This is a genomic window from Pseudomonas sp. CBZ-4, from assembly GCF_000346755.1.
Lineage (GTDB): Bacteria > Pseudomonadota > Gammaproteobacteria > Pseudomonadales > Pseudomonadaceae > Aquipseudomonas.
Genome location: NZ_ANNV01000160.1, coordinates 1 through 24,352 on the forward strand (window position 1 = coordinate 1; position 24,352 = coordinate 24,352).

Annotated in this window: 19 protein-coding genes; 13 read left to right on the forward strand and 6 right to left on the reverse strand. The window is 62.4% G+C overall.

Features of this window, described 5'->3' with window-relative positions; translation table 11 throughout:
• Positions 1-113: 113 nt before the first annotated feature.
• From recC to B348_RS0123100, 6 genes are all read left to right on the forward strand, one after another.
• Complete coding sequence (gene recC, locus B348_RS0123075; RefSeq protein WP_017738397.1) at positions 114-3,566, forward strand: exodeoxyribonuclease V subunit gamma; 3,453 nt, start codon at positions 114-116, stop codon at positions 3,564-3,566.
• On the forward strand, positions 3,563-7,237 hold the full coding sequence (gene recB / locus B348_RS0123080; protein ID WP_017738398.1) for an exodeoxyribonuclease V subunit beta: 3,675 nt from the start codon (positions 3,563-3,565) through the stop codon (positions 7,235-7,237). Before recC ends, recB begins: the two co-directional genes overlap by 4 nt.
• A complete protein-coding gene (gene recD / locus B348_RS0123085) occupies positions 7,234-9,306 on the forward strand; it encodes an exodeoxyribonuclease V subunit alpha (protein WP_017738399.1) in 2,073 nt (690 codons plus the stop codon). The genes recB and recD overlap by 4 nt, the downstream gene beginning before the upstream one ends.
• 89 nt (positions 9,307-9,395) lie before the next feature.
• Positions 9,396-9,962, forward strand: coding sequence for a YfiR family protein (locus B348_RS0123090; protein ID WP_026137000.1), 567 nt, complete (start codon positions 9,396-9,398; stop codon positions 9,960-9,962).
• Complete coding sequence (locus B348_RS0123095; protein ID WP_017738401.1) at positions 9,959-11,221, forward strand: diguanylate cyclase domain-containing protein; 1,263 nt, start codon at positions 9,959-9,961, stop codon at positions 11,219-11,221. The genes B348_RS0123090 and B348_RS0123095 overlap by 4 nt, the downstream gene beginning before the upstream one ends.
• 4 nt (positions 11,222-11,225) lie before the next feature.
• Positions 11,226-11,717, forward strand: coding sequence for an OmpA family protein (locus B348_RS0123100; RefSeq protein WP_017738402.1), 492 nt, complete (start codon positions 11,226-11,228; stop codon positions 11,715-11,717).
• 126 nt (positions 11,718-11,843) lie between these two features.
• Here the strand turns inward: B348_RS0123100 and B348_RS0123105 are convergent, their stop codons facing one another.
• Positions 11,844-12,800 carry a LysR family transcriptional regulator gene (locus tag B348_RS0123105; protein WP_017738403.1) on the reverse strand — a complete coding sequence of 319 codons (957 nt, stop codon included), beginning with the start codon at positions 12,798-12,800 and terminating at the stop codon, positions 11,844-11,846.
• Between the two features lie 132 nt (positions 12,801-12,932).
• On the opposite strand from B348_RS0123105, the gene B348_RS0123110 reads away from it, so the two are divergent.
• The 4 genes from B348_RS0123110 (at position 12,933) to B348_RS1000000131805 (ending at position 16,175) form a co-directional block, all read left to right on the forward strand.
• A complete protein-coding gene (locus tag B348_RS0123110) occupies positions 12,933-14,450 on the forward strand; it encodes a CoA-acylating methylmalonate-semialdehyde dehydrogenase (RefSeq protein WP_017738404.1) in 1,518 nt (505 codons plus the stop codon).
• A 15-nt stretch (positions 14,451-14,465) separates the two neighbouring features.
• Positions 14,466-15,359 (forward strand): 3-hydroxyisobutyrate dehydrogenase, encoded by an 894-nt coding sequence (gene mmsB, locus B348_RS0123115; protein WP_017738405.1) that lies wholly within the window; start codon positions 14,466-14,468, stop codon positions 15,357-15,359.
• Between the two features lie 69 nt (positions 15,360-15,428).
• Positions 15,429-15,965: a hypothetical protein gene (locus B348_RS0123120; protein WP_017738406.1), complete on the forward strand. Its 537-nt coding sequence runs from the start codon at positions 15,429-15,431 to the stop codon at positions 15,963-15,965.
• Between the two features lie 39 nt (positions 15,966-16,004).
• The gene (locus B348_RS1000000131805) at positions 16,005-16,175 is read left to right on the forward strand and encodes a hypothetical protein (RefSeq protein ID WP_177325351.1); all 171 of its coding nucleotides are present in this window, start codon (positions 16,005-16,007) and stop codon (positions 16,173-16,175) included.
• A 65-nt stretch (positions 16,176-16,240) separates the two neighbouring features.
• On the opposite strand, the gene B348_RS0123125 is transcribed toward B348_RS1000000131805, so the two are convergent.
• Positions 16,241-16,585, reverse strand: coding sequence for a cupin domain-containing protein (locus tag B348_RS0123125; protein WP_015885872.1), 345 nt, complete (start codon positions 16,583-16,585; stop codon positions 16,241-16,243).
• Between the two features lie 375 nt (positions 16,586-16,960).
• Here B348_RS0123125 and kynB point away from each other — a divergent pair, with 375 nt between their 5' ends.
• Together kynB and kynA are read left to right on the forward strand one after the other, a co-directional pair.
• Positions 16,961-17,611, forward strand: coding sequence for an arylformamidase (gene kynB, locus B348_RS0123130; RefSeq protein ID WP_026137001.1), 651 nt, complete (start codon positions 16,961-16,963; stop codon positions 17,609-17,611).
• Positions 17,608-18,465 (forward strand): tryptophan 2,3-dioxygenase, encoded by an 858-nt coding sequence (gene kynA / locus B348_RS0123135; protein ID WP_017738408.1) that lies wholly within the window; start codon positions 17,608-17,610, stop codon positions 18,463-18,465. Before kynB ends, kynA begins: the two co-directional genes overlap by 4 nt.
• Positions 18,466-18,612: 147 nt before the next feature.
• On the opposite strand, the gene B348_RS0123140 is transcribed toward kynA, so the two are convergent.
• The 4 genes from B348_RS0123140 to antA all read right to left on the reverse strand — a co-directional run bounded on the left by B348_RS0123140 (position 18,613) and on the right by antA (position 22,994).
• The gene (locus tag B348_RS0123140; RefSeq protein WP_017738409.1) at positions 18,613-20,013 is read right to left on the reverse strand and encodes an amino acid permease; all 1,401 of its coding nucleotides are present in this window, start codon (positions 20,011-20,013) and stop codon (positions 18,613-18,615) included.
• A gap of 72 nt (positions 20,014-20,085) precedes the next feature.
• Positions 20,086-21,093: an anthranilate 1,2-dioxygenase electron transfer component AntC gene (antC, locus tag B348_RS0123145; protein ID WP_017738410.1), complete on the reverse strand. Its 1,008-nt coding sequence runs from the start codon at positions 21,091-21,093 to the stop codon at positions 20,086-20,088.
• A gap of 18 nt (positions 21,094-21,111) precedes the next feature.
• A complete protein-coding gene (gene antB, locus B348_RS0123150) occupies positions 21,112-21,603 on the reverse strand; it encodes an anthranilate 1,2-dioxygenase small subunit (RefSeq protein ID WP_017738411.1) in 492 nt (163 codons plus the stop codon).
• Entirely contained in the window at positions 21,603-22,994 is a 1,392-nt protein-coding gene (gene antA, locus B348_RS0123155) for an anthranilate 1,2-dioxygenase large subunit (RefSeq protein ID WP_017738412.1), read from the reverse strand. The genes antB and antA overlap by 1 nt, the downstream gene beginning before the upstream one ends.
• Positions 22,995-23,310: 316 nt before the next feature.
• Here antA and B348_RS0123160 point away from each other — a divergent pair, with 316 nt between their 5' ends.
• Positions 23,311-24,291: a helix-turn-helix domain-containing protein gene (locus tag B348_RS0123160; protein ID WP_026137002.1), complete on the forward strand. Its 981-nt coding sequence runs from the start codon at positions 23,311-23,313 to the stop codon at positions 24,289-24,291.
• The last annotated feature ends 61 nt before the right edge of the window (positions 24,292-24,352 follow it).

The window sequence follows — 24,352 nt, forward strand, 5'->3', positions numbered from 1 at the left end:
GCGAAAGCAGATGGGGTTTTGTTTTGGGCGCGGGAAAAGTACGCGAAGGGCCATTACGGTGACCTTCGATGCTAAAGTCCATGCCTCGATTTTGTTTTCCCAAGGAAGCCGTTATGCCGGATGCGACGTCCCTCAGCGCTGGATTCATGGTGGTTCATGGCAACCGCCTGGACGAACTGCGCAGCCTGGTCGTCAGTTGGATGCGCCGCTATCCCCTGGCCCCCCTGGAAAATGAAATCGCCTTGGTACAAAGCAACGGCATCGCCCAATGGCTCAAACTAGCCCTGGCCGAAGACCCGGAAGATGACGACATGGGCGGCTGTGGCATCGCCGCCGCAATCGATGTGCAACTTCCCGGCAGCTTCATGTGGCAGCTCTACCGCATGGTCCTTGGCCGTGACGAAATCCCGCTCAAGTCCCTGCTCGACAAAGCCCCGCTGACCTGGCGCCTGATGCGCCTGCTCCCGGAGCTCATCGATCAACCTCACTTCGAGCCGCTGCAACGCTTCCTCACCCACGACACCGACCTGCGCAAGCGCTACCAACTCGCCGAACGCCTCGCTGACCTGTTCGACCAATACCAGGTCTATCGCGCCGATTGGCTGGAAGACTGGGCCGCAGGCAGCCACCAATTGCGTAACGGTCGAGGCGAGTCAAAACCCCTGGACCCGGCCAACTGCTGGCAAGCCGAGTTATGGCGCGCGCTGTTGCTGGATGTGGGTGAAGCAGGCATGGCCGAAAGCCGCGCCGGCGTGCATCAGCGCTTCATCGAACGGATCAATACCCTGGAAAAAGCGCCTCCAGGTCTACCTTCCCGAGTGATCGTCTTCGGCATTTCATCGTTGCCCGCCCAAGCGCTGGAAGCCCTTGCCGGCCTGGCACGTTTCAGCCAAGTCCTGCTCTGCGTACACAACCCTTGCCGTCACCACTGGTCCGACATCGTCGCCGACAAAGACCTGCTGCGTAACGAATACAAACGCCAGGCGCGCAAGACCGGCATGCCGGTCACCATCGACCCACAAACCCTGCACCAGCACGCCCACCCGCTGCTGGCCGCCTGGGGCAAACAAGGCCGTGACTACATCAGCCTGCTGGACAGCTACGACGATCCCAACAGCTACCGCGCCGCGTTCCGCGATGGTCGCATCGACCTGTTCAGCGACAGCGAACCCACCACGCTGCTCAACCAGCTCCAGGACGACATCCTCGAACTGCGTCCGCTCAATGAAACCCGCGAGCTCTGGCCTGCTGTCGACCTGGAGCGCGATACCTCCATCCGCTTCCACATCGCCCACAGCGCCCAACGCGAAGTAGAGATTCTCCACGACCAACTGCTCCAGCGCTTCAGCGGCGACCCCACGCTGCGCCCCCGCGACATCATCGTCATGGTCCCCGACGTCGACAGCTACGCACCGCACATCCGCGCCGTGTTCGGCCAGCTTGAGCGCAACGACCCGCGCTTCATCCCCTTCACCCTCACCGACCAAGGCCAACGCGGCCGCGACCCCTTGCTGATCGCCGTCGAACACTTGCTTAAGCTCCCCGACAGCCGCTTCCCGGTCAGTGAAATCCTCGACCTGCTCGACGTCCCCGCCCTGCGCGAACGGTTCGCCATAAAAGAGCGCGACCTACCCACGTTGCACCGCTGGATCGAAGGCGCCGGTATTCGCTGGGGACTTAACGCGGAACAACGCGCGGGGCTTGGACTGCCACAAGAGCTGGAACAAAACAGCTGGCGATTCGGCCTGCGCAGGATGTTGCTCGGTTACGCCGTAGGCACCGGCGCAGCCTGCGACGGCATCGAACCCTATGACGAAATCGGCGGCCTCGACGCTGCGCTGATCGGCCCGTTGGTTGCGTTGCTCGATGCACTGCATGACGCCCACCAGACCCTGTCCCAGCCGGCCGCTCCGCAAGCGTGGGGCGAGCGCCTGCAACGCCTGATGCAACTGTTCTTCCTGCCCAGCAGTGAACACGACGACTACCTGCTCGGCCAACTCGAACAACTGCGCGAAACCTGGCTGGAAACCTGCGAGTCCGTCGGCCTGCAAGACGAGTTACCGCTCACCGTCGTCCGTGAAGCCTGGCTCGCCGGCCTGGACCAAGGCCGCCTGTCCCAGCGCTTCCTCGCCGGAGCTGTCAATTTTTGCACCCTGATGCCCATGCGCGCGATCCCGTTCAAGCTCGTCTGCCTGCTCGGCATGAACGACGGCGACTACCCACGCGCCCAGCCACCGCTGGACTTCGACCTGATGGGCAGCGACTACCGCCCCGGCGACCGTTCACGCCGTGAAGACGACCGCTACCTGCTGCTCGAAGCCTTGCTCTCAGCCCGCGATCAGCTCTATATCAGCTGGGTTGGCCGCAGCATCCGCGACAACAGCGAGCGCCCGGCCTCGGTCCTGATCGGCCAATTACGCGATCATCTCGCCAGCGGCTGGCACCACGCCCAAAGCGAGGAGCCGCTCCTCGAAGCGATGACCCAAGAGCATCCACTGCAACCCTTCAGTGCCCGCTACTTCCACGAAGGCGACCCGCTGTTCAGTTACGCCCGCGAATGGCAGTTGCTGCACGAAGCATCCGATGCCGAACCCACAGCAGACGAGCTGCCAGAGCGCCAACAAGAAGAGCCCCTGAGCCTTGGCCAGCTGCAAGATTTCCTACGCAACCCGGTCAAACACTTCTTCAGCCAGCGCCTGAAAGTGTTCTTTGAAGCGGCCGAAGTGCCCCTGGCCGATGAAGAACCCTTCGTCCTCGACGCGCTGCAACGCTACAGCCTCAGCGACAGCCTGTTGAACGCGGCGCTGGCCCAACCCGAACATCTCGACCAGGCCCTCAACGCCCAGGCCTTGCGCCTGCAAGGCAGCGGCCTGCTGCCGATGGTCGGTTTCGGCGAATGCCTGCGCAACGAATTGATCGAACCCTTGCCGGACCTGCTGCAACGCTACCAACAGTTGCTGGCCCTTTGGCCGACGCCACACACCGGTGCCGAACCGATCAGTTTTGAGCATCAAGGTATTCAGCTGGAAGGCTGGATCAGCGGCCTGCACCGGCGCAGTGATGGCGGTTTGCTTAGCGTGACCACCATCCCCAACAGCATCGGTTCGATCAAGACACGTAAATGGCATCGCCTGATCCGGCCTTGGGTCAATCATGTGGTCGCGTGTGCCTGCGGGCTTTCGTTGAGCACCGGCTTGGTGGCCAGCGATGACACCTTGCTACTGCCGCCTCTGGAAACAGGCACCGCTCAGGAAATCCTCGGTAATCTGCTGCTGGCTTGGCACTCAGGTATGAAAAAGCCACTCCCCGTGGCAGTCAAAACCGCGTTCGCTTGGTTGAGCCAGATCGATCCCGACAAGGCCAACGCCGCCGCCAGCAAAGCCTACGAAGGCGACGGCGTAAACACCGACGGCGAGCGCCGCGAAACTCCCGCGCTCACCCGCCAATTCCCCGACTACGCCACGCTCGTCGCCAGCGAAGAGTTCGACGGCTGGTGCGAAACCCTGTATCGCCCGCTGATCAACGCCCCGTGGCGCTCACTCACCAGCGAGGAGGCCCGCGCATGAGCAGCAAACCCTTGGCCCTGGCCTTCCCGCTAAAAGGCAGCCAGCTGATTGAAGCCAGCGCCGGCACGGGCAAAACCTTCACCATCTCGGCGCTCTACTTGCGCCTGGTACTGGGTAACGGTGGCGATGAATCCGGTTTTGGCCGCGAACTGCTACCGCCACAAATCCTCGTGGTGACGTTTACCGACGCCGCGACCAAGGAACTGCGCGAGCGCATTCGCATCCGGCTGGCCGAAGCGGCGCGTTTCTTCCGCAGTGAAATCGACAAGCTCGACCCGCTGATCACCGAACTGCGCGACCAATACCCGCCAGAGCAATGGCCCGCCTGCGCCAACCGCCTGGACATCGCCGCACAGTGGATGGACGAGGCGGCCGTCTCGACCATCCACAGTTGGTGCCAGCGCATGCTGCGCGAACACGCCTTCGATAGCGGCAGCCTGTTCACCCAGACCCTGGAAACCGACCACAGCGACCTGCTCGGCGAAGTCCTGCGCGATTACTGGCGACTGTTCTGCTACCCGATGCACGACGACGCGCTCACCTGGGTGCGCAACAACTGGGGTGGCCCCGCCGCGTTGATGCCACGGGTGCGCGCCCTGTTCGGCAGCGAACGCCCCACCGGTGAAACCCGCGACCCTGCCGAACTGATCAACGCCTGCCTGCAAGAGCGCCGCGAAGCGCTGAGGGAACTCAAGGCGCCCTGGCAGCAATGGGCCATCGAGCTACGTGACATCTGCCTACAGGCAGTCGCCGCCAAAACCGTCGACGGCCGTAAGATGCAGGCGCGTTACTTCGAGCCCTGGTTCGAAAAGATCAGCGCCTGGGCCGCTGACGAAACCCTTGAACAACTCGACATCGGCACCGGCTTCACCCGCCTGACCCCCGATGGCATGGCCGAAGCCTGGAAGGGCGACCCGCCGCATCACCCCGGTATCGATGCCATGGCCGGCCTCAAGGCCGCGCTAGACGCACTGCCCACTCCCGACGCCGCCGTGCTGCAACACGCCGCCGGCTGGGTCGGCAAACGCTTCGAAGAAGAAAAGCGTCGCCGCGCCGAAATGGGCTTCGACGACATGCTCACCCGCCTCAACACCGCACTCCAGGCAGACGGCGGCGAGCGCCTGGCGAGTGTGATCCGTGAGCAGTTCCCCGTCGCGCTGATCGACGAATTTCAAGACACCGACCCGGTGCAATACAGCATCTTCGACCGCATCTACCGCATCGAAGAAAACCACCCCGACAGCGGCCTGTTCCTGATCGGTGACCCCAAGCAGGCGATCTACGCCTTCCGTGGCGCCGACATCTACACCTACCTGCGCGCACGCGCGGCCACCACCGGGCGCCATCACACCCTGGGCACCAACTTCCGCTCCAGCCATGCGATGGTCGAGGCGGTCAACCATGTGTTCCAACGTGCCGAAACCGGGCGTGGCGCGTTCCTGTTCCGCAAGCCGGACGGTGACAACCCAGTGCCGTTCCAGCCGGTATTGTCCCAGGGCCGCAAAGAGCAATTGCAAGTCGATGGCCAAACGCTGCCGGCGATGAACCTGTGGCGCCTGCCCACCGACCAGCCGATTTCCAATGTGGTGTACCGCCAACAACTGGCCGCCGCCTGTGCCACGCAGATTGTTGATTTGCTCAACGGCGGGCAGCAGGGCACTGCGGGTTTCCTGCAAGCGGATGACAGTTTCATCGGCGTGCTGCCGTCAGACATTGCCATCCTCGTACGTGATGGCAAGGAAGCCCAAGCCGTGCGCGCTGAGCTGGCCGCCCGTGGCGTGCGCAGCGTGTACCTGTCGGACAAGGATTCGGTGTTCGCCGCCCAGGAAGCCCACGACCTGCTGGCCTGGCTCAAGGCCTGCGCCGAGCCGGACGTCGAACGCCCACTGCGCGCCGCCTTGGCCTGCGTGACCCTGAACCTGTCACTGCCGGAACTGGAGCGTCTGAACCAGGACGAACTGGCGTGGGAAACCCGCGTGATGCAGTTCCGTGGCTACCGCGCGATCTGGCGCAACCAAGGCGTGCTGCCGATGCTGCGCCGCCTGCTCCATGACTTCAAACTGCCGCAAACCCTGATCGCCCGCAGCGATGGCGAGCGTGTGTTGACCAACCTGCTGCACCTCAGCGAGTTGCTGCAACAGGCCGCCTCGGAGCTGGACGGCGAGCAAGCGCTGATCCGTCACCTGGCCGAACACCTGGCACTGTCAGGGCAGGCCGGTGAAGAACAGATCCTGCGCCTGGAAAGTGATGAGCAACTGGTCAAGGTCGTAACGATCCACAAGTCCAAGGGCCTGGAATACGACCTGGTCTTCCTGCCCTTCATCTGCTCGGCCAAACCGGTGGATGGCAGCCGCTTGCCGCTGCACTACCACGATGAAAACGGCAAACCCCAAGTCAGCCTGCGCCCGACCGCCGAGCTGATCGCCCAGGCCGACGACGAGCGCCTGGCCGAAGACCTGCGCCTGTTCTACGTCGCCCTGACCCGCGCCAAGCACGCCTGCTGGCTGGGCATTGCCGACCTCAAGCGCGGCAATAGCAGCAGTTCCGTGCTGCACTTGTCTGCACTGGGCTACCTGCTCGGCGCCGGCGCTTCGTTGGGCGAGTCCGCCGCCCTGGCGCGCTGGCTACTGGACTTGCAGGAAGGCTGCCCCGCCATGCACTACGGGCAAGTGCCCGAGGCGCAAGACATCCTCTTCCACCCGCCGCGTAACGAAGCCACGCTGCTCGCGCCGCTGCTGCCCAAGCGCAAGGCTGCGGAGAACTGGTGGATCGCCTCCTACAGCGCCTTGCGCATTGGCGACAGCATGAGCGTGGCCACGCCGGAAGCGCCGGAAAGCCCACAAGCGCAAAAGCTGTTCGATGACGAGCGTCTCGATCCCGACGCACCGCGCGAAGTGGCGGCGTCCGGCGGTGATATTCACCGTTTCCCACGCGGCCCGAATCCGGGGACCTTCCTCCATGGCCTGTTGGAGTGGGCCGGCGAAGACGGCTTCAACGTCACGGCTGAAGCCATCGAAAAAGCTGTCGGCGCGCGCTGCAACCGCCGTAACTGGGAAGGCTGGATCACCACCCTCAGCGGTTGGCTCGGCCAGTTGCTGCAAACGCCGCTGCCGGTGGATAACGGCCAGGTCACCCTCAGCAGCTTGCAGCAGTACCAGATCGAGATGGAGTTCTGGTTCGCCAGCCACAAGGTCGACGTGCTCGCCCTCGATAAACTGGTGTGCCAGCACACCCACAACGGCGTGTCGCGGGTTGCCGCCGAACCGGTGTTGCTCAACGGCATGTTCAAGGGCTTTATCGACCTGACCTTTGAACACGACGGTCGCTATTACGTGGCGGATTACAAATCCAACTGGCTCGGCCCCGACGATTCGGCTTACACACTGGAAGCCATGGAACAGTCGATCCTCGATCATCGGTACGACCTGCAATACGTTCTTTACCTACTGGCCCTGCACCGCCAACTGAAGGCGCGCCTGCCGGATTATGACTACGACCGCCACGTCGGCGGCGCGCTGTACGTGTTCCTGCGCGGCGTGCAATCCGCCAGCCGGGGCGCCTACTTCACACGCCCGCCGCGTGAACTGATCGAAAGCCTGGACCTGTTGTTCCAGGGCAAGCCCATCCCGCCCAAGGTTGAGCCCGCCTGGGAACAAGGAGTCCTGTTATGAGCCTGTCGCCCCCGCCGCTTGAGGCGTTGGAACCCCTCAGCCATGCCGCCGACCTCGTGCAACTGCTGGAGCGCTGGGTTGACCGCGGCTGGCTGCGCGCCCTGGACAAGGCTTTCGTCGGCTTCCTCCACGAACTCGACCCCCAGGCCGACCCCGTGGTGCTGCTGGCCGCTGCGTTGACCAGTCACCAACTGGGCCACGGTCACGTGTGCCTGGACCTGGTCGAAACCCTCAAGGCGCCGGACTTCGCCCTGTCCTTGCCGCCCGAAGGCGACCTGCAAACCGGCGCGATGTTGCTGCCGTCGCAACTGCTCAACGGCCTCGACGGCGCCCGCTGGTGCGCGGCCCTGGCCGCCAGTCGCCTGGTTGCGCTGGGCGGCGATGACAGCGAGTCGGCCCACAGCCGTCCGCTGGTGTTGTCCGGCACACGCCTGTACCTGCGCCGCTACTGGACCTACGAGCGGCGCATCGACAGCGCCTTGCGCCGCCGCCTCGCCACCGAGGAAAGCGTCGCCGCCGACTTGCCCCAGCGCCTCAACGGCCTGTTCGACCAGCCGCCGCCCGATGGCGTGATCGACTGGCAAAAACTCGCCTGCGCCCTCGCGACTCGGGGGGCGTTCAGCATCGTCACCGGCGGCCCCGGCACCGGCAAGACCACCACCGTGGTGCGCCTGTTGGCATTGTTGCAGGCTCCGGCGGTGGAAGCCGGCAGTCCGCTGCGCATCCGCCTGGCCGCACCCACCGGCAAAGCCGCCGCGCGCCTCACCGAGTCCATCAGCCAGCAAGTGCAGTCGCTGACGGTGCCCGACACCGTGCGCGAAAAAATCCCGACCCAGGTCACCACGGTTCACCGCCTGCTGGGCAGCCGTCCGGGCACCCGCCACTTCCGTCATCACGTGGGCAACCCCTTGCCCCTGGATGTGCTGGTGGTGGACGAAGCCTCGATGATCGACCTGGAAATGATGGCCAACCTGCTGGATGCCTTGCCGCCGCACGCGCGCCTGGTGCTGCTGGGCGACAAGGACCAGCTCGCCTCGGTCGAGGCCGGCGCCGTACTCGGCGACCTGTGCCGCGACGCCGAAGCCGGCTGGTACAACGCCGAGACCCGGCAATGGCTGCAAGCAGTCAGCGGTGAAGACCTCGGCGCCAGCGGCTTGCAAGAAGACCTCGATGGCAGCCACCCGCTGGCCCAGCAAGTGGTGATGCTGCGCTACTCGCGGCGTTTTGGTGAAGGCAGCGGCATCGGCCAACTGGCGCGCCTGGTCAACCAGCAAAACGCCGAGCAAGCCCGGCAACTGTTGAATGCCGGCAGCCACAGAGACCTGGCCTGCGTCCGGCTCAAAGGCGAGCACGACCACGCCCTGGAGCGCCTGGTACTGGACGGGCAGGGCAGCGACGGTGCCCAGGGTTATCGCTACTACCTCGACCTGCTGCGCAGCACACGTCCGGCCTTCGACACCCCGCGCGAAGACGCCGCCTGGACCCACTGGGCGCAGCAACTGCTGCAAGCCTTCGACGCCTTCCAACTGCTCTGCGCGGTGCGCAAAGGCCCGTGGGGCGTGGAAGGGCTGAACCTGCGCATCACCGCGGCCTTGCGCAAAGTGCGGCTGATCGACGGCGACGAACAATGGTACGAAGGCCGCCCGGTGCTGATGACCCGCAACGACTACGGCCTGGGCTTGATGAACGGCGATATCGGCATCGCCCTCAAACTGCCGGAAAGCGACGGCGGGCCGCAGGTGCTGCGGGTGGCCTTCCCCCGTAACGATGGCCAGGGCGGCGTGCGCTTTGTACTGCCCAGCCGTCTGAATGATGTGGAAACCGTGTACGCCATGACCGTGCACAAATCCCAGGGCTCGGAATTCACCCACACCGCGTTGATCCTGCCGGACGCGCTGAACCCGGTGCTGACCAAAGAACTGATCTACACCGGCATCACCCGGGCCAAGCAATGGTTCAGCCTGATCGAGCCCCGTGGCGGGGTGTTTGAAGAGGCCGTGGGGCGCAAGGTCAAGCGCTTGAGCGGGCTGATGCTGGAGTTGGAACATGACGCGGAAAAATCTGACTGATAGGTCATTTTTGGCGCCATATCGCGGGGGTTTCCGCCGCTGTGCTATCGTTGCGGCATCATCTTGAAAAGACCTGAGAGAATCGCTGCATGAAGGTGGCTGGCTCGTCCACAGAGCGTAGTTTGAGCTGGAGACGCATGTTACTGGTGGCGGTTCTTGGCCTGCTCGCGCCCCGCGTTTTTGCCCAGGCGCCGAGCCCGGCAGATCACCGTGCCCAGGCGGTGACCCAGGTGGTCCTCGGCATCCTCAGTTATGCCCGTTGGCCGGTGGAACCGGCGCAATTGCGCCTGTGCATCGTCGGGCCGACCCAGTACACCGACGACCTGATCAAAGGCACCACCCAGGCCACCGGTCGGCCGGTGCTGGTGCAGCGGTTGCTGGCGGACCACCCGGATATCGTCAATGCCTGCAACGCCGTGTATATCGGCAAGCTCAGCGGCGATGAGCGCAGCAAACTGTTTGCCTCGCTGATCGGTCACCCGGTGCTCAGCATCAGTGAAGGCGGCGACCAATGCACGGTGGGCAGCCTGTTCTGCCTGCGCGTGGGGGATGAGCAAGTGTCGTTCGAGGTCAATCTCGACTCCGTGGCGCGCAGCGGCGTGCGCATTCATCCGAGCGTGCTGCAACTGTCGCGCCGCCGAGCGCCTGAGCCATGAGCGCGCTGAACGTGCGCCCGACCCTGCGCTCGGTGATCGGGCGTGGGCACATGATCCTGGCGCTGGTGGCGGTGAGCCTGGCCAGCGTGTCCCTGACCCTGCTCGGCGTGCTGGCGCTGCGGGTCTACGCCGAGCACAACCTGCACCTGATCGCGCGCTCGATCAACTACACCGTGGAAGCGGCGGTGGTGTTCAACGACAGCGCCGCCGCCACCGAAGCCCTGAGCCTGATCGCCTCCACCGAAGAAGTGGCCCGGGCCGAAGTCTTCGACGCCAACGGCAAGCTGCTGGCGCAGTGGGTACGCCCGGACACCGGCATGCTCTCGCGGGTTGAACTGGAACTGGCGCATACCCTGCTCGAACAGCCCATCAGCCAGCCGATCCTCCATCAAGGGCGCACCGTGGGCAGCATCCACCTGACCGGTCACGGCGCCAGCCTGCTGCGCTTTTTGCTCAGCGGCCTGGCCGGCATCCTGATTTGTACCGCCCTCAGCGCCTGGGTCGCCCTGCACCTGGCGCAGCGCCTGCTGCGCGGCATCACCGGCCCGCTGCAAAGCCTCGCCGCCGTGGCCCACGCCGCCCGCAGCGAGCGTGATTTCGACCGGCGCGTGCCACCGGCGCGAATCGCCGAACTCGACAGCCTGGGCAGCGACTTCAATGCCTTGCTCGGCGAGATGGAAGCCTGGCAAAGCCACCTGCAAAGCGAAAACGAAACCCTCGCGCACCAGGCCAACCACGACAGCCTCACCGGCCTGCCCAACCGGGCCTTTTTCGAAGGCCGCTTGATCCGTGCCCTGCGCAGCGCCGCCAAACTCAACGAGCGGGTCGCCGTGTTGTTCCTCGACAGCGACCGCTTCAAGGACATCAACGACAACTTCGGCCACGCTGCCGGCGATGCCGTCCTGGTCGCCGTGGCCGAGCGCGTGCGTGCGCAGTTGCGTGAAGACGACCTGGTGGCGCGCCTCGGTGGCGATGAGTTCGCCATCCTGCTGGCGCCCCTGCACAAGCTGGAAGATGCCCAGCGCATCGCCGACAAAATCATCGCCAGCATGGACTTGCCAATTCCGGTGCCGGGCAACACCCAGGTGTTGACCTCACTCAGTATCGGCATCGCCATCTACCCCGATCATGGTGCCACCCCTGGCACCTTGCTCAATGCCGCCGACGCCGCGATGTATCAGGCCAAGCGCCTGTCGCTGGGCGGCCAGCAAACGGCGGAGTCGGAGAGCCCCGTCGTCAATGTTCAACACAGGAGTTGACCCCTTGTTCTCGACCGCACGTTTCATGTTTATCACCCTGCTGGTGGCACTGCTCGCCCTCGGCGGCTGTCAGACGGCCCCACCCAAAGGCCTGACCCCGGCGCAAGTCGCCGTGCTCAAGCAACAGGGTTTTGAACTCACCGACGAAGGCTGGGCGTTTGGCTTGTCCGGCAAAGTGCTGTTTGGCAGCGATGTCGAAGCGCTCAACAAACCCAGCACCGATATCGTCGAGCGCATCGGCAAGGCCCTGCTGGGTGTCGGCATCGAACGCGTGCGCGTGGACGGCCACACCGATGCCTCGGGCAAAGAAGCCTACAACCAGCAACTGTCCCTGCGCCGTGCCAAGAGCGTGGCCAAGGTGCTGACGGGCGTGGGCATGAAGGAAGAAAACATCCAGCTGCGTGGCCTGGGCAGCAGCGAACCGGTGGCGTCGAACACCACGGTGGCGGGGCGCACGGAGAATCGGCGGGTGTCGATTGTAGTGATCGCGGACTGAGTAACCCCGCCTGTTCCAACTTGAAATGCACACCCCTGTGGGAGCTGGCTTGCCTGCGATGACAGTGTGTCAGTCAGCATATTCATTGCTGACACACCGCTATCGCAGGCAAGCCAGCTCCCACACTTATTCGCGGGCTTCGGTAAATCTCATCTCCCGCGTCGCCCCCATCAACAACCCCTGGTTCTGCTCCGTCACCTCGCGGATGTAATCCCACAGCAAGGTGATGCGCTTGAGCTTGCGCAGGTCTTCGCGGCAATACATCCAGAACTGCCGCGTAATCGTTATCTCCTCTCCCAGCACCGGCAACAGCCGTGGGTCCTGCGCCGCCAAAAAGCACGGCAATATCGCCATCGACCGGCCTTGCTGCGCCGCCACGTACTGCGCAATCACGCTGGTGCTGCGCAAACTGGCGCTGGCGCCGGGCACCACATTCGCCAGGTACAGCAGCTCCGAGCTGAAGGCCAGATCATCCACATAACTGATAAACGGATGCTCGGCCAAATCCGCGGGCTTGCGGATCGGCGGGTGTTGGTCGAGGTAGTCCTGGGTCGCGTACAGCTGCAGTTTGTAGTCGCACAGTTTGCAGCACACGTAGGGCCCGTGTTCCGGGCGTTCCAGGGCGATGACGATGTCGGCTTCGCGCTTGGACAGGCTGATGAAGTGGGGCAGGGGCAGGATGTCCACCGAGATCGCCGGGTAGGTGTCGACAAAATGGCTCAACTGCGGGGTGACGAAGAAACTGCCGAAGCCTTCGGTGCAGCCCATGCGCACATGGCCGGACAGCGCCACACCGGAGCCGGAGACTTGCTCGCAGGCCATATGCAAGGTGCTTTCGATGGACTCCGCGTAACCCAGCAAACGCTGGCCCTCGGGGGTGAGGACGAAACCGCTGGTGCGGGATTTTTCGAACAACAGCGTGCCGAGGGAGACCTCCAGCGAACTGATGCGCCGCGACACCGTGGTGTAGTCCACCGCCAGGCGCTTGGCGGCGACGCTGGCCTTGCGGGTGCGGGCCACTTCGAGGAAAAACTTCAGGTCATCCCAGTTCAGGGAGCCCAGTGACGTGATGTTTTTTTGCATATTGGACCGGCTTTTATGTGCGTTCTTATTAGAAGTTTGCACATCTATACTCCAAAAACAGTCCGAACGCCTCATTCTTCAAGGCGGTTCAACGCCTTGGTTCTCTGCATATCAATAAGAATTGGAGACCCCATGAACGCATCTGCCGATATTTCCGTACAACAGGTCAAGTTGCTGATCAACGGTGAGTGGGTCGAGTCCAAGACCACCGAATGGCACGACATCGTCAACCCGGCCACCCAAGAGGTGCTGGCCAAAGTCCCGTTCGCCACGGCCGATGAAGTCAATGCCGCCATCGATGCCGCCCAACGCGCCTTCCAGACCTGGAAGCTGACGCCGATCGGCGCGCGCATGCGCATCATGCTCAAGCTGCAAGCGCTGATCCGCGAACATTCCAAGCGCATCGCCGTCGTCCTCAGCGCCGAGCAGGGCAAGACCATTGCCGATGCCGAGGGCGATATTTTCCGTGGCCTGGAAGTGGTCGAACACGCGTGCTCCATCGGCACCTTGCAGATGGGCGAATTCGCCGAGAACGTCGCCGGTGGCGTAGATACCTACACCCTGCGCCAACCCATCGGCGTGTGTGCCGGGATCACCCCGTTCAACTTCCCGGCGATGATTCCGCTGTGGATGTTCCCGATGGCGATTGCCTGCGGTAACACCTTCGTGCTCAAACCGTCCGAGCAGGACCCGCTGTCCACCGTGCTGCTGGTGGAGCTGGCGCTCGAAGCGGGTGTGCCGCCTGGCGTCCTCAACGTGGTCCACGGCGGCAAGGATGTGGTGGATGCGCTGTGCACCCATAAAGACATCAAGGCCGTGTCCTTTGTCGGCTCGACCGCCGTCGGCACCCACGTCTATGACCTGGCCGGCAAACACGGCAAGCGTGTGCAGTCGATGATGGGCGCGAAAAACCACGCTGTGGTGCTGCCCGATGCCAATCGCGAACACACCCTCAACGCCCTGGTCGGTGCCGGTTTCGGCGCGGCGGGCCAGCGCTGCATGGCCACCTCGGTGGTGGTGCTGGTGGGCGCGGCCAAGCAATGGTTGCCGGATCTCAAGGCGCTGGCGCAGAAACTCAAGGTCAATGCCGGCAGCGAAGCGGGCACGGATGTCGGCCCGGTGATCTCCAAGCGCGCCAAGGCACGCATCCTGGACTTGATCGAAAGCGGTGTGAAAGAAGGCGCCAAGCTGGAGCTGGACGGCCGCGATATCAAGGTGCCGGGCTACGAGCACGGCAACTTCGTCGGCCCGACCCTGTTCTCGGGCGTGACTACCGATATGCAGATCTACACCCAGGAAATCTTCGGCCCGGTGCTGGTGGTGCTCGAAGTCGCCACACTCGATGAAGCCATCGCGCTGGTCAACGCCAACCCGTTCGGCAACGGCACTGGCCTTTTCACCCAAAGCGGTGCGGCGGCGCGTAAGTTCCAGAGTGAAATCGATGTAGGCCAGGTCGGCATCAACATCCCGATCCCGGTGCCGGTGCCGTTCTTCAGCTTCACCGGTTCCCGTGGTTCCAAGCTCGGCGACCTCGGCCCGTACGGCAAGCAAGTGGTGCAGTTCTACACCCAGACCAAGACCGTCACCAGCCGCTGGTTCGACGACGACACGGTCAACGATGGCGTCAACACCACCATCAACCTGCGCTGATTCCGGGAGACGACCATGAAGATTGCATTTATCGGCCTGGGCAACATGGGCGCGCCCATGGCCCGCAACCTGATCAAGGCCGGGCACGCGCTGAGCCTGTTCGACCTGAACCAGACGGTCCTCAAGGAACTGGCCGAACTGGGCGGCAGCATCAGCGCTTCACCGCGTGATGCCGCAAGCGGCGCGGAACTGGTGATCACCATGCTGCCGGCGGCGGCCCATGTGCGCAGCGTCTGGCTCGGTGAAGACGGCGTATTGGCCGGCATCGGCCAAGGTGTGCCGGCTGTGGATTGCAGCACCATCGATCCGCAGACCATCCGCGATGTCGCCGCTGCGGCGGCCAAGCATAGCGTTGCAGTCGCCGACGCACCGGTCTCCGGCGGCACTGGCGGCGCCGCAGCAGGGACGCTGACCTTCATGGTCGGCGCCAACCCGGAACTGTTCGCCACCCTGCAACCGGTGCTGGCGCAGATGGGCCGCAACATCGTGCACTGCGGCGACGTCGGCACCGGCCAGATCGCCAAGATCTGCAACAACCTGCTGCTGGGCATCAGCATGGTCGGCGTCAGCGAAGCCATGGCTTTGGGCGATGCACTGGGCATCGACACCCAGGTGCTGGCGGGGATCATCAACAGCTCCACCGGGCGTTGCTGGAGTTCTGATACCTACAACCCATGGCCGGGCGTGATTGAAACTGCACCGTCGTCCCGTGGTTATACCGGTGGGTTTGGTGCTGACCTGATGCTCAAGGATCTGGGGCTGGCGACTGAAGCGGCACGCCAGGCTAAGCAACCTGTGATTCTGGGCGCGGTGGCGCAGCAGTTGTATCAAGCGATGAGCCAGCGTGGGGAAGGGGGCAAGGACTTCTCGGCGATTATCAACAGCTATCGCAAACCTGAAAAACCTTGAATTCATACTGAACTCAAGGCAACGCTCGATCTTGGTATCGTTTCCGCCGTTTCCAAGAATCTGATCGTTATGGCACGCCGATACTCGAACGCCCTCAAGTATTTGATCTTCCAATCGCAGTCGAAAAAATCGGCGCTGGCCGCATTCGCTGACCAATGGACTGAGTTGGGAGATCAATCACTCGATGCTTCAAAAGTCCGCCTTGATGTCATTGATGCTTGTGCCATTGAGGCCTTCAACCGTTGGGGAGGAGATGCTCAGTTTCCCTGGGAGGATGTACCTGACTGGAAGGCCCTGGATGTCAAAGGATTTGATTTGTCCATCTGGCATGATGAGCAGCTATGTGGCCTTTGTTACGCCACACCTCGCGACAGCAAAGTCACCATTAAAATTGTGCTTCTGGAAGGGAGCCCGGATAGCCAACATCCTTTGAAGGGCCTGATTGCCGCGCTTGCCCTGGCTGCCATCGACGCATATGCGCGTGTCATTGGTTGCTCGTGTATCGAGATTCAGGAACCGCTGCCAGATGCCATGGCTACTTATGCGCGGCTTGGCTTCGAATATGACGATAAGCAGCGCCTTGTGATTTCAGTCGAGCGCTCCTAGTATTGGGCACACATACAAGGCTTGCAGAGGCTTGGTTTGATGAAAACGACTACCCGGAAAACAAATGCGCAATTGGTCGCAGATTTTTCTGCCGAGGCAAAAAAGCTCGGTGGATTGATGTCAGCCAATCAAAAGAGATTTTTCAGCATTGCGATTGAACATGGCAAAGACATGGAGCCAGCAGGCCCCTTGGCTGGCAAGAGTCGCTGAGCCTTATGAAAGAAAACCGCCATTCACGGCGGTTTTTTTGTTTGTGAACTCGACTGACGATTCAATCAAGCAAACACAAAATACTTACGCACCGTCTCAACTACTTCCCACGTCCCCTTCATCCCCGGCTCCACCACAAAGATATCCCCAGCCCGCAGGTGAATCGGCTCCATCCCTTCTGGGGTGATGATGCAGTAGCCTTCCTGGAAGTGGCAGTATTCCCACTTCACGTAGTCCACGTACCACTTGCCCGGTGTGCAGATCCAGGTGCCCATGATCTTGCTGCCGTCTTCGCTGGTGTAGGCGTTGAGGTTGACGGTGTGCGGGTCGCCTTCGAGCTTTTCCCATTTGCAGGCATCCAGGACCGGCAAGGGGTGGGTGTCACGCAGTACGGTGATGGGCTTGGACATGATGTCTCCGAGGCAGGGAATGGAAAGGTCCACCCTAAGGCCTTGGGCGCAGGGCCAGTGGTCTGAACTCGACATCGGGATGTCCAGAAGCGCTGCCGGATGATGATCCCACCAACACCACAGATCTCTGTGGGAGCCGGGCTTGCCCGCGATGGCGGCGGCCCATCTTGCATCTTTATTGCCTGATACACCGCTATTGAGGGCAAGCCCGGCTCCCACAGGGGATTGGGGTGTGCCCGAGCGATAGGTTTGTGCGTAAGTCAGCCATTTCCTCGCAGTAAGTGCGAAAGATTTCCCACTCCACGCCAGAATTCGCAAGAAAATTCGCAGCAGGCCCTCGTATCATTCACTCCAGTAACCGCCGAGAGCCTTGAAATGAACCCAATAAAAACGTGGTGGGATATCAGCCCGCCCTTGAGTACGGCGACCCCGACCTGGCCGGGTGACACGCCGTTCCAGGAAGAGCGCGTGTGGCAGTTTGGCCCGGAGTGCCCGGTGAATGTCGGGCGCATTACCCTGTCGCCGCATACTGGCGCCCATGTGGATGCGCCGCTGCATTACAGCGCGGACGGTGCGCCGATCGGCGAGGTGTCGCTGGACGTGTACATGGGCCCGTGCCGCGTGTTGCATTGCCTGGACAGCGGCGCGCTGGTGCAGCCGCATCAGCTCGAAGGCCGTGTGGATAACGTGCCCGAGCGTGTGCTGCTGCGCACTTATCCACAAGCGCCGCTCACCGAATGGGATGTGAACTTCACCGCCATCGCCCCGCAAACCATCGAGTTGCTGGCCAGCCTGGGTGTGCGTTTGATCGGCATCGACACACCCTCCCTGGACCCGCAACAGTCGAAGACCATGGATTCCCACAACGCCGTGGCGCGTCATGGCATGGCGATTCTCGAAGGCATCGTGCTCGACGACGTGCCGGAGGGCGACTATGAACTGATCGCCCTGCCGCTGCGCTTTGCCAACCTCGACGCGAGCCCGGTCCGCGCCATTCTCCGCCCGCTCAAGGAGCCCACGCGATGAGCCAATGTCCCTTCTCTGCCGATTACCAACCGCCCGAAGAATGGCACAACGCCGAACTGAATTTCTCCGAGTCCATGAGCTACGGCGACTACCTGGACCTGGGAAAAGTCCTCAGCGCCCAGCACCCGCTGTCGCCGGACCACAACGAAATGCTCTTCATCATCCAGCACCAGACCTCTGAGCTGTGGATGAAACTGATGCTCCACGAACTCAAGGCCGCCCGCGAACACGTGCGCCTGGGGGAATTGCCGCCGGCGTTCAAGATGCTCGCGCGGGTGTCGCGCATCTTTGATCAACTGGTGCATGCCTGGGCGGTGCTGGCGACGATGACCCCGTCGGAATACAAGGCGATCCGCCCGTTCCTCGGGCAGTCGTCGGGGTTCCAGTCGTTCCAGTACCGGGAGATCGAATTTATCCTCGGCAATAAAAGCGCGGCGCTGCTTCGGCCCCACGCGCATCGGCCAGAACTGCTGAACGAGTTGAAAGTGGCGATTGCCACGCCGTCGCTGTATGACGAGGCGATCAATCTGATGCTCAAGGCCGGCCTGGCGATTGATCCAAAACGCGCCGAGCGCGACCCGACGGCCGCGACGGTGCACGATGAATCGGTGGAAGCGGCATGGCGCGAGGTGTATCGCGATCCGAGCCGGTATTGGGATTTGTATCAGTTGGCCGAGAAGTTTATCGACCTGGAGGATTCGTTCCGCCAGTGGCGTTTCCGCCATGTGACCACGGTGGAGCGGATTATCGGTTTCCAACCGGGGACCGGCGGTACTGAAGGTGTGGGGTATTTGCGCAAGATGCTCGACACGGTTCTGTTCCCCGAGTTGTGGCGAGTACGCTCAACCCTCTAAACAAAAAAGCCCCGGATTACCGGGGCTTCTTCATTTTGGAATGCGATCAACACTGTGGGAGCTGGCTTGCCTGCGATAGCGGTACATCAGCCAGCACATCGGGTGACTGACACACCGCTATCGCGGGCAAGCCCGCTCCCACAGGGGTTACTGGGTCACTGCTACTTTCGTGTTGCGCACCCGCAACCGATAGGCAATGAAGATAATCCCCACCCACACCGGCATCGCAAACACCGAATTGCGAATCCCCGGAATCGCCAGCATCACGCTGATGATCACCACCATGAACGCCAGGCACAGGTAGTTGCTGAACGGGAACCAGAAGGTCTTGAACGACGGCGTCACGCCTTGCTCGCCCATGGCCTTGCGGAACTTGATGTGGGTGAGGCTGATCAGTGCCCAGTTGATCATCAGCGAGGCAACCACCAGCGCAAACAACAACTCCAGCGCACTGTGGGGTGCCACGTAGTTGACCACCACGCACAGCATCGTCACCAGGGCCGAAATCGCCAGGGCGCGCAGCGGTACGCCTTGTTTGTTCAGCTTCATCAGCGCTTTCGGCGCATCGCCTTGCTCGGCCAGGCCGAACAGCATGCGGCTGTTGCAGTACACGCCGCTGTTGTACACCGACAACGCCGCGGTCAGCACCACGAAGTTGAGGATGTGCGCTGCGGTGTCATTGCCGATCAGCGAGAAGATCTGCACAAACGGGCTGCCGCTGTAGGCATCGCCCGACGCGCCGAGGGTTTGCAGCAGTTGGTCCCATGGGTACAGCGACAGCAGCACGGTGAGGGCGCCGACGTAGAAAATCAGGATCCGGTACACCACCTGGTTGATCGCTTTCGGGATCACCTTGCGTGGCTCGCTGGCCTCGGCGGCAGTGATGCCCACCAGTTCCAGGCCACCAAACGAGAACATGATGAACGCCATCGACATCAGCAGCCCCATGCCGCCGTTCGGGAAGAACCCGCCGTGGCTCCACAGGTTGCTGATGGACGCCTGCGGGCCGCCGGTGCCGCTGAACAGCAGGTAGCAGCCGAGCACGATCATGCCGACAATCGCCACCACCTTGATGATCGCGAACCAGAACTCGGCTTCACCAAAGAACTTCACGTTCAGGGTGTTGATCAGGTTCACCGCGACAAAGAACACCAGTGCACTGACCCAGGTCGGAATCTCCGGCCACCAGAACTGGATGTACTTGCCCACCGCCGTCAGTTCGGCCATGCCCACCAGGACGTAGAGCACCCAGTAGTTCCAGCCCGCGAGGAAGCCTGCGTAACCGCCCCAGTACTTGTGGGCGAAGTGGCTGAAGGAGCCGGCCACCGGCTCTTCGACGATCATCTCGCCGAGCTGGCGCATGATCAGGAACGCGATGAATCCCGCGATTGCGTAGCCGAGGATCATCGACGGGCCCGCCGACTTGAGTACCCCGGCCGAGCCGAGGAACAACCCCGTGCCAATCGCCCCTCCCAAGGCGATCAGCTGAATGTGCCGGTTCTTCAGGCCTCGCTTGAGGCCTACCGGGTTAACCATGTCATCCGCCATTAACATTCCCTTCTACTTGTTTTTCTCAGGGTTGAGTGCACGCCGCATCAGCCCCTCAGAAGTGCTGAGGGGTCAGATATTACTCTGCGTAAACTTTTCGTAATACAACTGAACGCCAACAAGTGCCTGATCCGCCAGCCATTGTTGGATGGGTTCGACCATTGGCGGGGGGCCGCACAGGTACATATCGGCCGAACTGTCCCGCAATTCGGCCAGGTCGAAATGCTCGGTGAGGTAGCCGCGTTTGCCGAGCCATTGCGGCGCGGGCGCGCTGAGGACCTCGGTGTAGCGAAACCCCGGGATTTTCCCGGCATAGGCCTGGATGCGCGGCCCTTCGCACAAGTCCTCGGCACCGCGCACGCCGTAGTAGAGGTGCACCGGCTGCTCGCAACCGTTGGCGGCCAGCTCATCCAGCATGCCGAGCAAGGCCGACAACCCGGTGCCGCCGGCCACCAGCACCAGCGGCTTGGTCACGTGGCGCAGGTAAAAGGCCCCCAGCGGCGCTTCCATCACCAGTTCATCGCCCACTTGGCAACGCTCGCGCAAATAGTTGCTCATCACCCCGTCGGGCAGCAGGCGCACTAGAAATTGCAGCTGGGTGCCCGGCCGGTTGGCAAACGAGTACGAGCGCCAACTGTCCGTGCCCGGCACCGCAATACGCGCATATTGGCCGGGCAGGAAATCCAGCGCCTGGTCCAGCTGCACGTGCAGGATCGCCGTGCTGGCCGAGACCTGCTCCACCGCGCTCACCGTCCCGCGTACCTGCACCGGCCCCGGCGCGTTGCACAGGCTCGAATCGAAGTCGAAGTAGAAGGTCGCGTCGGACTGCACCCGCGTCTGGCAACTGAGCATCTTGCGCTGTTGCAGGTCGAGGCTGGACAAGGCTTCTTCGTCCACATAGTCCTGGCTGTAATCGCCGGATTCGCAGCGGCCCTGGCAGGTGCCGCACACGCCTTCGCGGCAATCCAGGGGGATCTTGATGCCATTGCGCAATGCCGCATCCAGCAGGATTTCATGGCTGCCCACGGGAAAGAACAGGGTCTTGCCGTCGGCAAAACTGAACGCCACTTTGTGATTCATCAACAACACTCCCGGTGCCTAGAGGTGATAGAAATCCAGCACCGAGTTGATCGTGTCGTTGAGCAACAACGCATGCTTGCGCGTGATCAACCAACTGCCGCCATGGGGCTTGAGGCTATAAGTGGCATGGCCGTAGAACTGCTCCGAGGTGGCCAGGCGATAAAACAGCGTGTGCCAGTTCAACTTCACTTGCAGCGTGCCGTCGGCCTGCTCGGCAATGCGCACGTTGTTGATCAGGTGCAGCGTGCGCGGCATCGGTGTCGCCGACGCGGCCTTGCCGGTGCGCAGGCGGAACACGCGGTCTTCCAGGCCCGAGCGGTTGGCGTAGTAGATCAGCGACATCTCACGCTTGGGGTCGCGGGTGTAGACGTGTTCCGAGTCCCACTGCGGCAGGTGGAATTCACTGTGGGGGTCGAACAGTTGCACGTAGGCGTCCCAGTCCTGGGCGTCGCACAGCTCGGACTTGCGGTAGAAGAACTGCTCGATCTGGTACTGCAATTGGGCATTCATCATTCCACCTCCCGCAGTGTCAGCGCTTGTTTGTCGAGGCCGTTCAAGAGGAATTGCTGCCAGTTGCGGTGCTGGTTCACGTACAGGCCTTCGTGGGTGAATTCGGTGCCGGTCATCGCCGGTTGGATGCCAATGGCTTCGCTGTTGGGCGTGGGCCCGGTCTCCCAGCGGTGGCTGCCGCGGGAGATATCGCTCCAGCGTTCCAGCCGGCCCTGGAACCCGCGCTGGGCTTCGCGGAACTCCACGAGGTCGTCCGGCGTGCCCATGCCGGAGACGTTGAAGAAATCTTCAAACTGGCGGATGCGGTTTTCGCGGTCGGCATCGGACTCGCCCTTGACCCCCAGGCATTGGCTGATGATCTCGGTCTTGTTCCACGCCACCGGGCGGATGATGCGCAGTTGCGAGCTGATCTGGTCGAGAAAGAACAGGCTCGGGTAGATGTTCAGGTTGCGCAGGCGGTGCATCATCCACTCGGCTTTCTGCTGGCCGTGTTCCGCGACGAGGCGCGGCATGATCGTCGCGTAGCCGGAGCGCACGCTCGGGTTGGGCATGTCGCTGAACAGCACGCTGTGGCCATTGTTGAAGGCGAACCAGCCGTCATCGGTATTCGCATCGCCGGCGCCGAGTTTGCTGTAGTCCAGCGTGCTGCCGGAGCCGGTGCCGTTTTCCGTATTCACCTGCTGGCGATGCTGCACCGTGGCCACGTAGTTGTAGTGCACGGTGCTGACGTGATAACCGTCCAGGCCGTTTTCGTTTTGCAGCTTCCAGTTGCCGTCGTAGGTGTAGGCGGACTTGCCCGGCAGCACTTCCAGCTCACCGCTGGCGGACTGGGCGACCATCATGTCGAAGAACACCTTGGCGTCGCCGAGGAAGTCTTCCAGGCGGTCGGTGCCATTCACATCCAGGCTGATGAATACAAAACCCTTGTAGCTGTCGATACGGGCTTTTTTCAGGCCGCGCGTCGCCTTGTCGAAACCTTCCGGGTATTCCCCCGGCGCCTTGACCTTCACCAGCCGGCCATCGCTCTTGTAGCACCAGGCGTGGAACGGGCAGGTAAAGGTCGACTGGTTGCCCTTGCCAACCCGCGTCAACGTGGTGCCGCGATGCTGGCAGGCGTTGATCAGCGCATTCAGCTGGCCCTCGCCGTCGCGGGTGATGATCATCGGCTGGCGTCCGGCGCGCATCGTCACGAAGTCGTGGTTATGGGCCAGTTCGCTTTCGTGGCAGGCGTAGATCCAGTTTTTCTCGAAGATCAGTTCCATCTCCAGGTCGAACAGCTGCGGCTCGGTGAACATGTCGCGGGCGATGCGGAACACCTCTTCGGCCGGGCGAAAATCCAGGCAACCTTCGATAAACGTTTTCCACTGCTCGACGCTTCTTGCACCACTCATGGGAGGCACCTTTTTTGATAGGGGCTAATCGGTGGTTTATTAGAGGCAGCGGGGCAGGGCGCGGGCTATCCGCTTAATCGGGGAAGGTGCGCCGGATAATTGGGCAGCAAATACCCACGGCGGTGCAGGGCGGTGACGCAATGCGCTACTGTCTTCGCAGGCAATTGCCGGAAAAGTCCCAGGTTTATCCACATAGTCCGTCGGTGCTATCCACTCAGTGGCAATGCCCCCGGCGTGGCGTGGAACTTGCTGTCGAACACTAACAATGACGCGCCGCCAGAGCGCGCAAACGCCTAACCGCCGTGGGTGCATCCTGATGAGCAGCCAAACGATTCAACGTTTCGACCTGGAGGGCGCCCGCAGCTGGATGTCCGGTATCTGCGGGCCCCATCGCCTGACCACCGCCACACCCGAGCGCTTGCGCTTCCACCACAGCGCCAATGTGCTCAAGTCCCGTGCCACCACCTTGGGCGTGATCGAATACGGCACCGACGTGACCATCGACATCGAAGACGCCGAGCACTTCAGCAGCTACAGCCTGAGCCTGCCCCTGGAAGGTGAGCAGGAGTTGAGCAAGAACGGCGAGCGCCTGAGTTCCAACCGCGACCAAGGCGTGATCATCTCGCCCAACGAACACCAGGTGCTGGCGATTTCCGGCGACTGCCGCAAGTTGCAGGTGGTGATCACGCGGGCGGCGATGAGTGAGTCCCTGGAGGGGTTGCTGCAACGCCCGATTGATACGCCGCTGCGCTTCGAGTCGGTGATGGATGCGGTGGAGGGCGCCTCGGCGTCCTGGTGGCGAATGGCGCGCTACTTTATTGCCGAGCTGGAATGCAGCAGTGAGCTGTATGAACAGGCGGCGTTTACCCGCGACCTGGAAAGCTCGCTGATCAAGGGCTTGATCCTCGCGCAGCCGAACAACTATTCAGAGGAACTGCGCGATGTGCTGGGGGTGAAACTGCCGCACTACCTGATCCGGGCGCGGCAGTTTATCCACGACAACGCCCGCGAAGCGGTGCACCTGGAAGACCTGGAAGCTGCGGCTGGGGTGTCGCGGTTCAAGTTGTTTGATGCGTTTCGCAAGTATTTTGCCTTGTCGCCCATGGTCTATTTGAAGAAGTACCGGTTGAGTGCGGTGCGCCAGGAGATTCTTGAGCATGGTGCGACGCGGACTATTTCCGAGATTGCCTTGGGGTGGGGGTTTACGCACTTGGGGCGGTTCTCGGCGGAGTACCGCAAGTTGTTTGACGAGTCCCCCAGCCAGACGCTGCAACGCAAGCGCTTGCGCGGTACCTGAAAACTATGGAGATCAAACTGTGGGAGCTGGCTTGCCTGCGATGGCGGTGGATCAGCTTGCA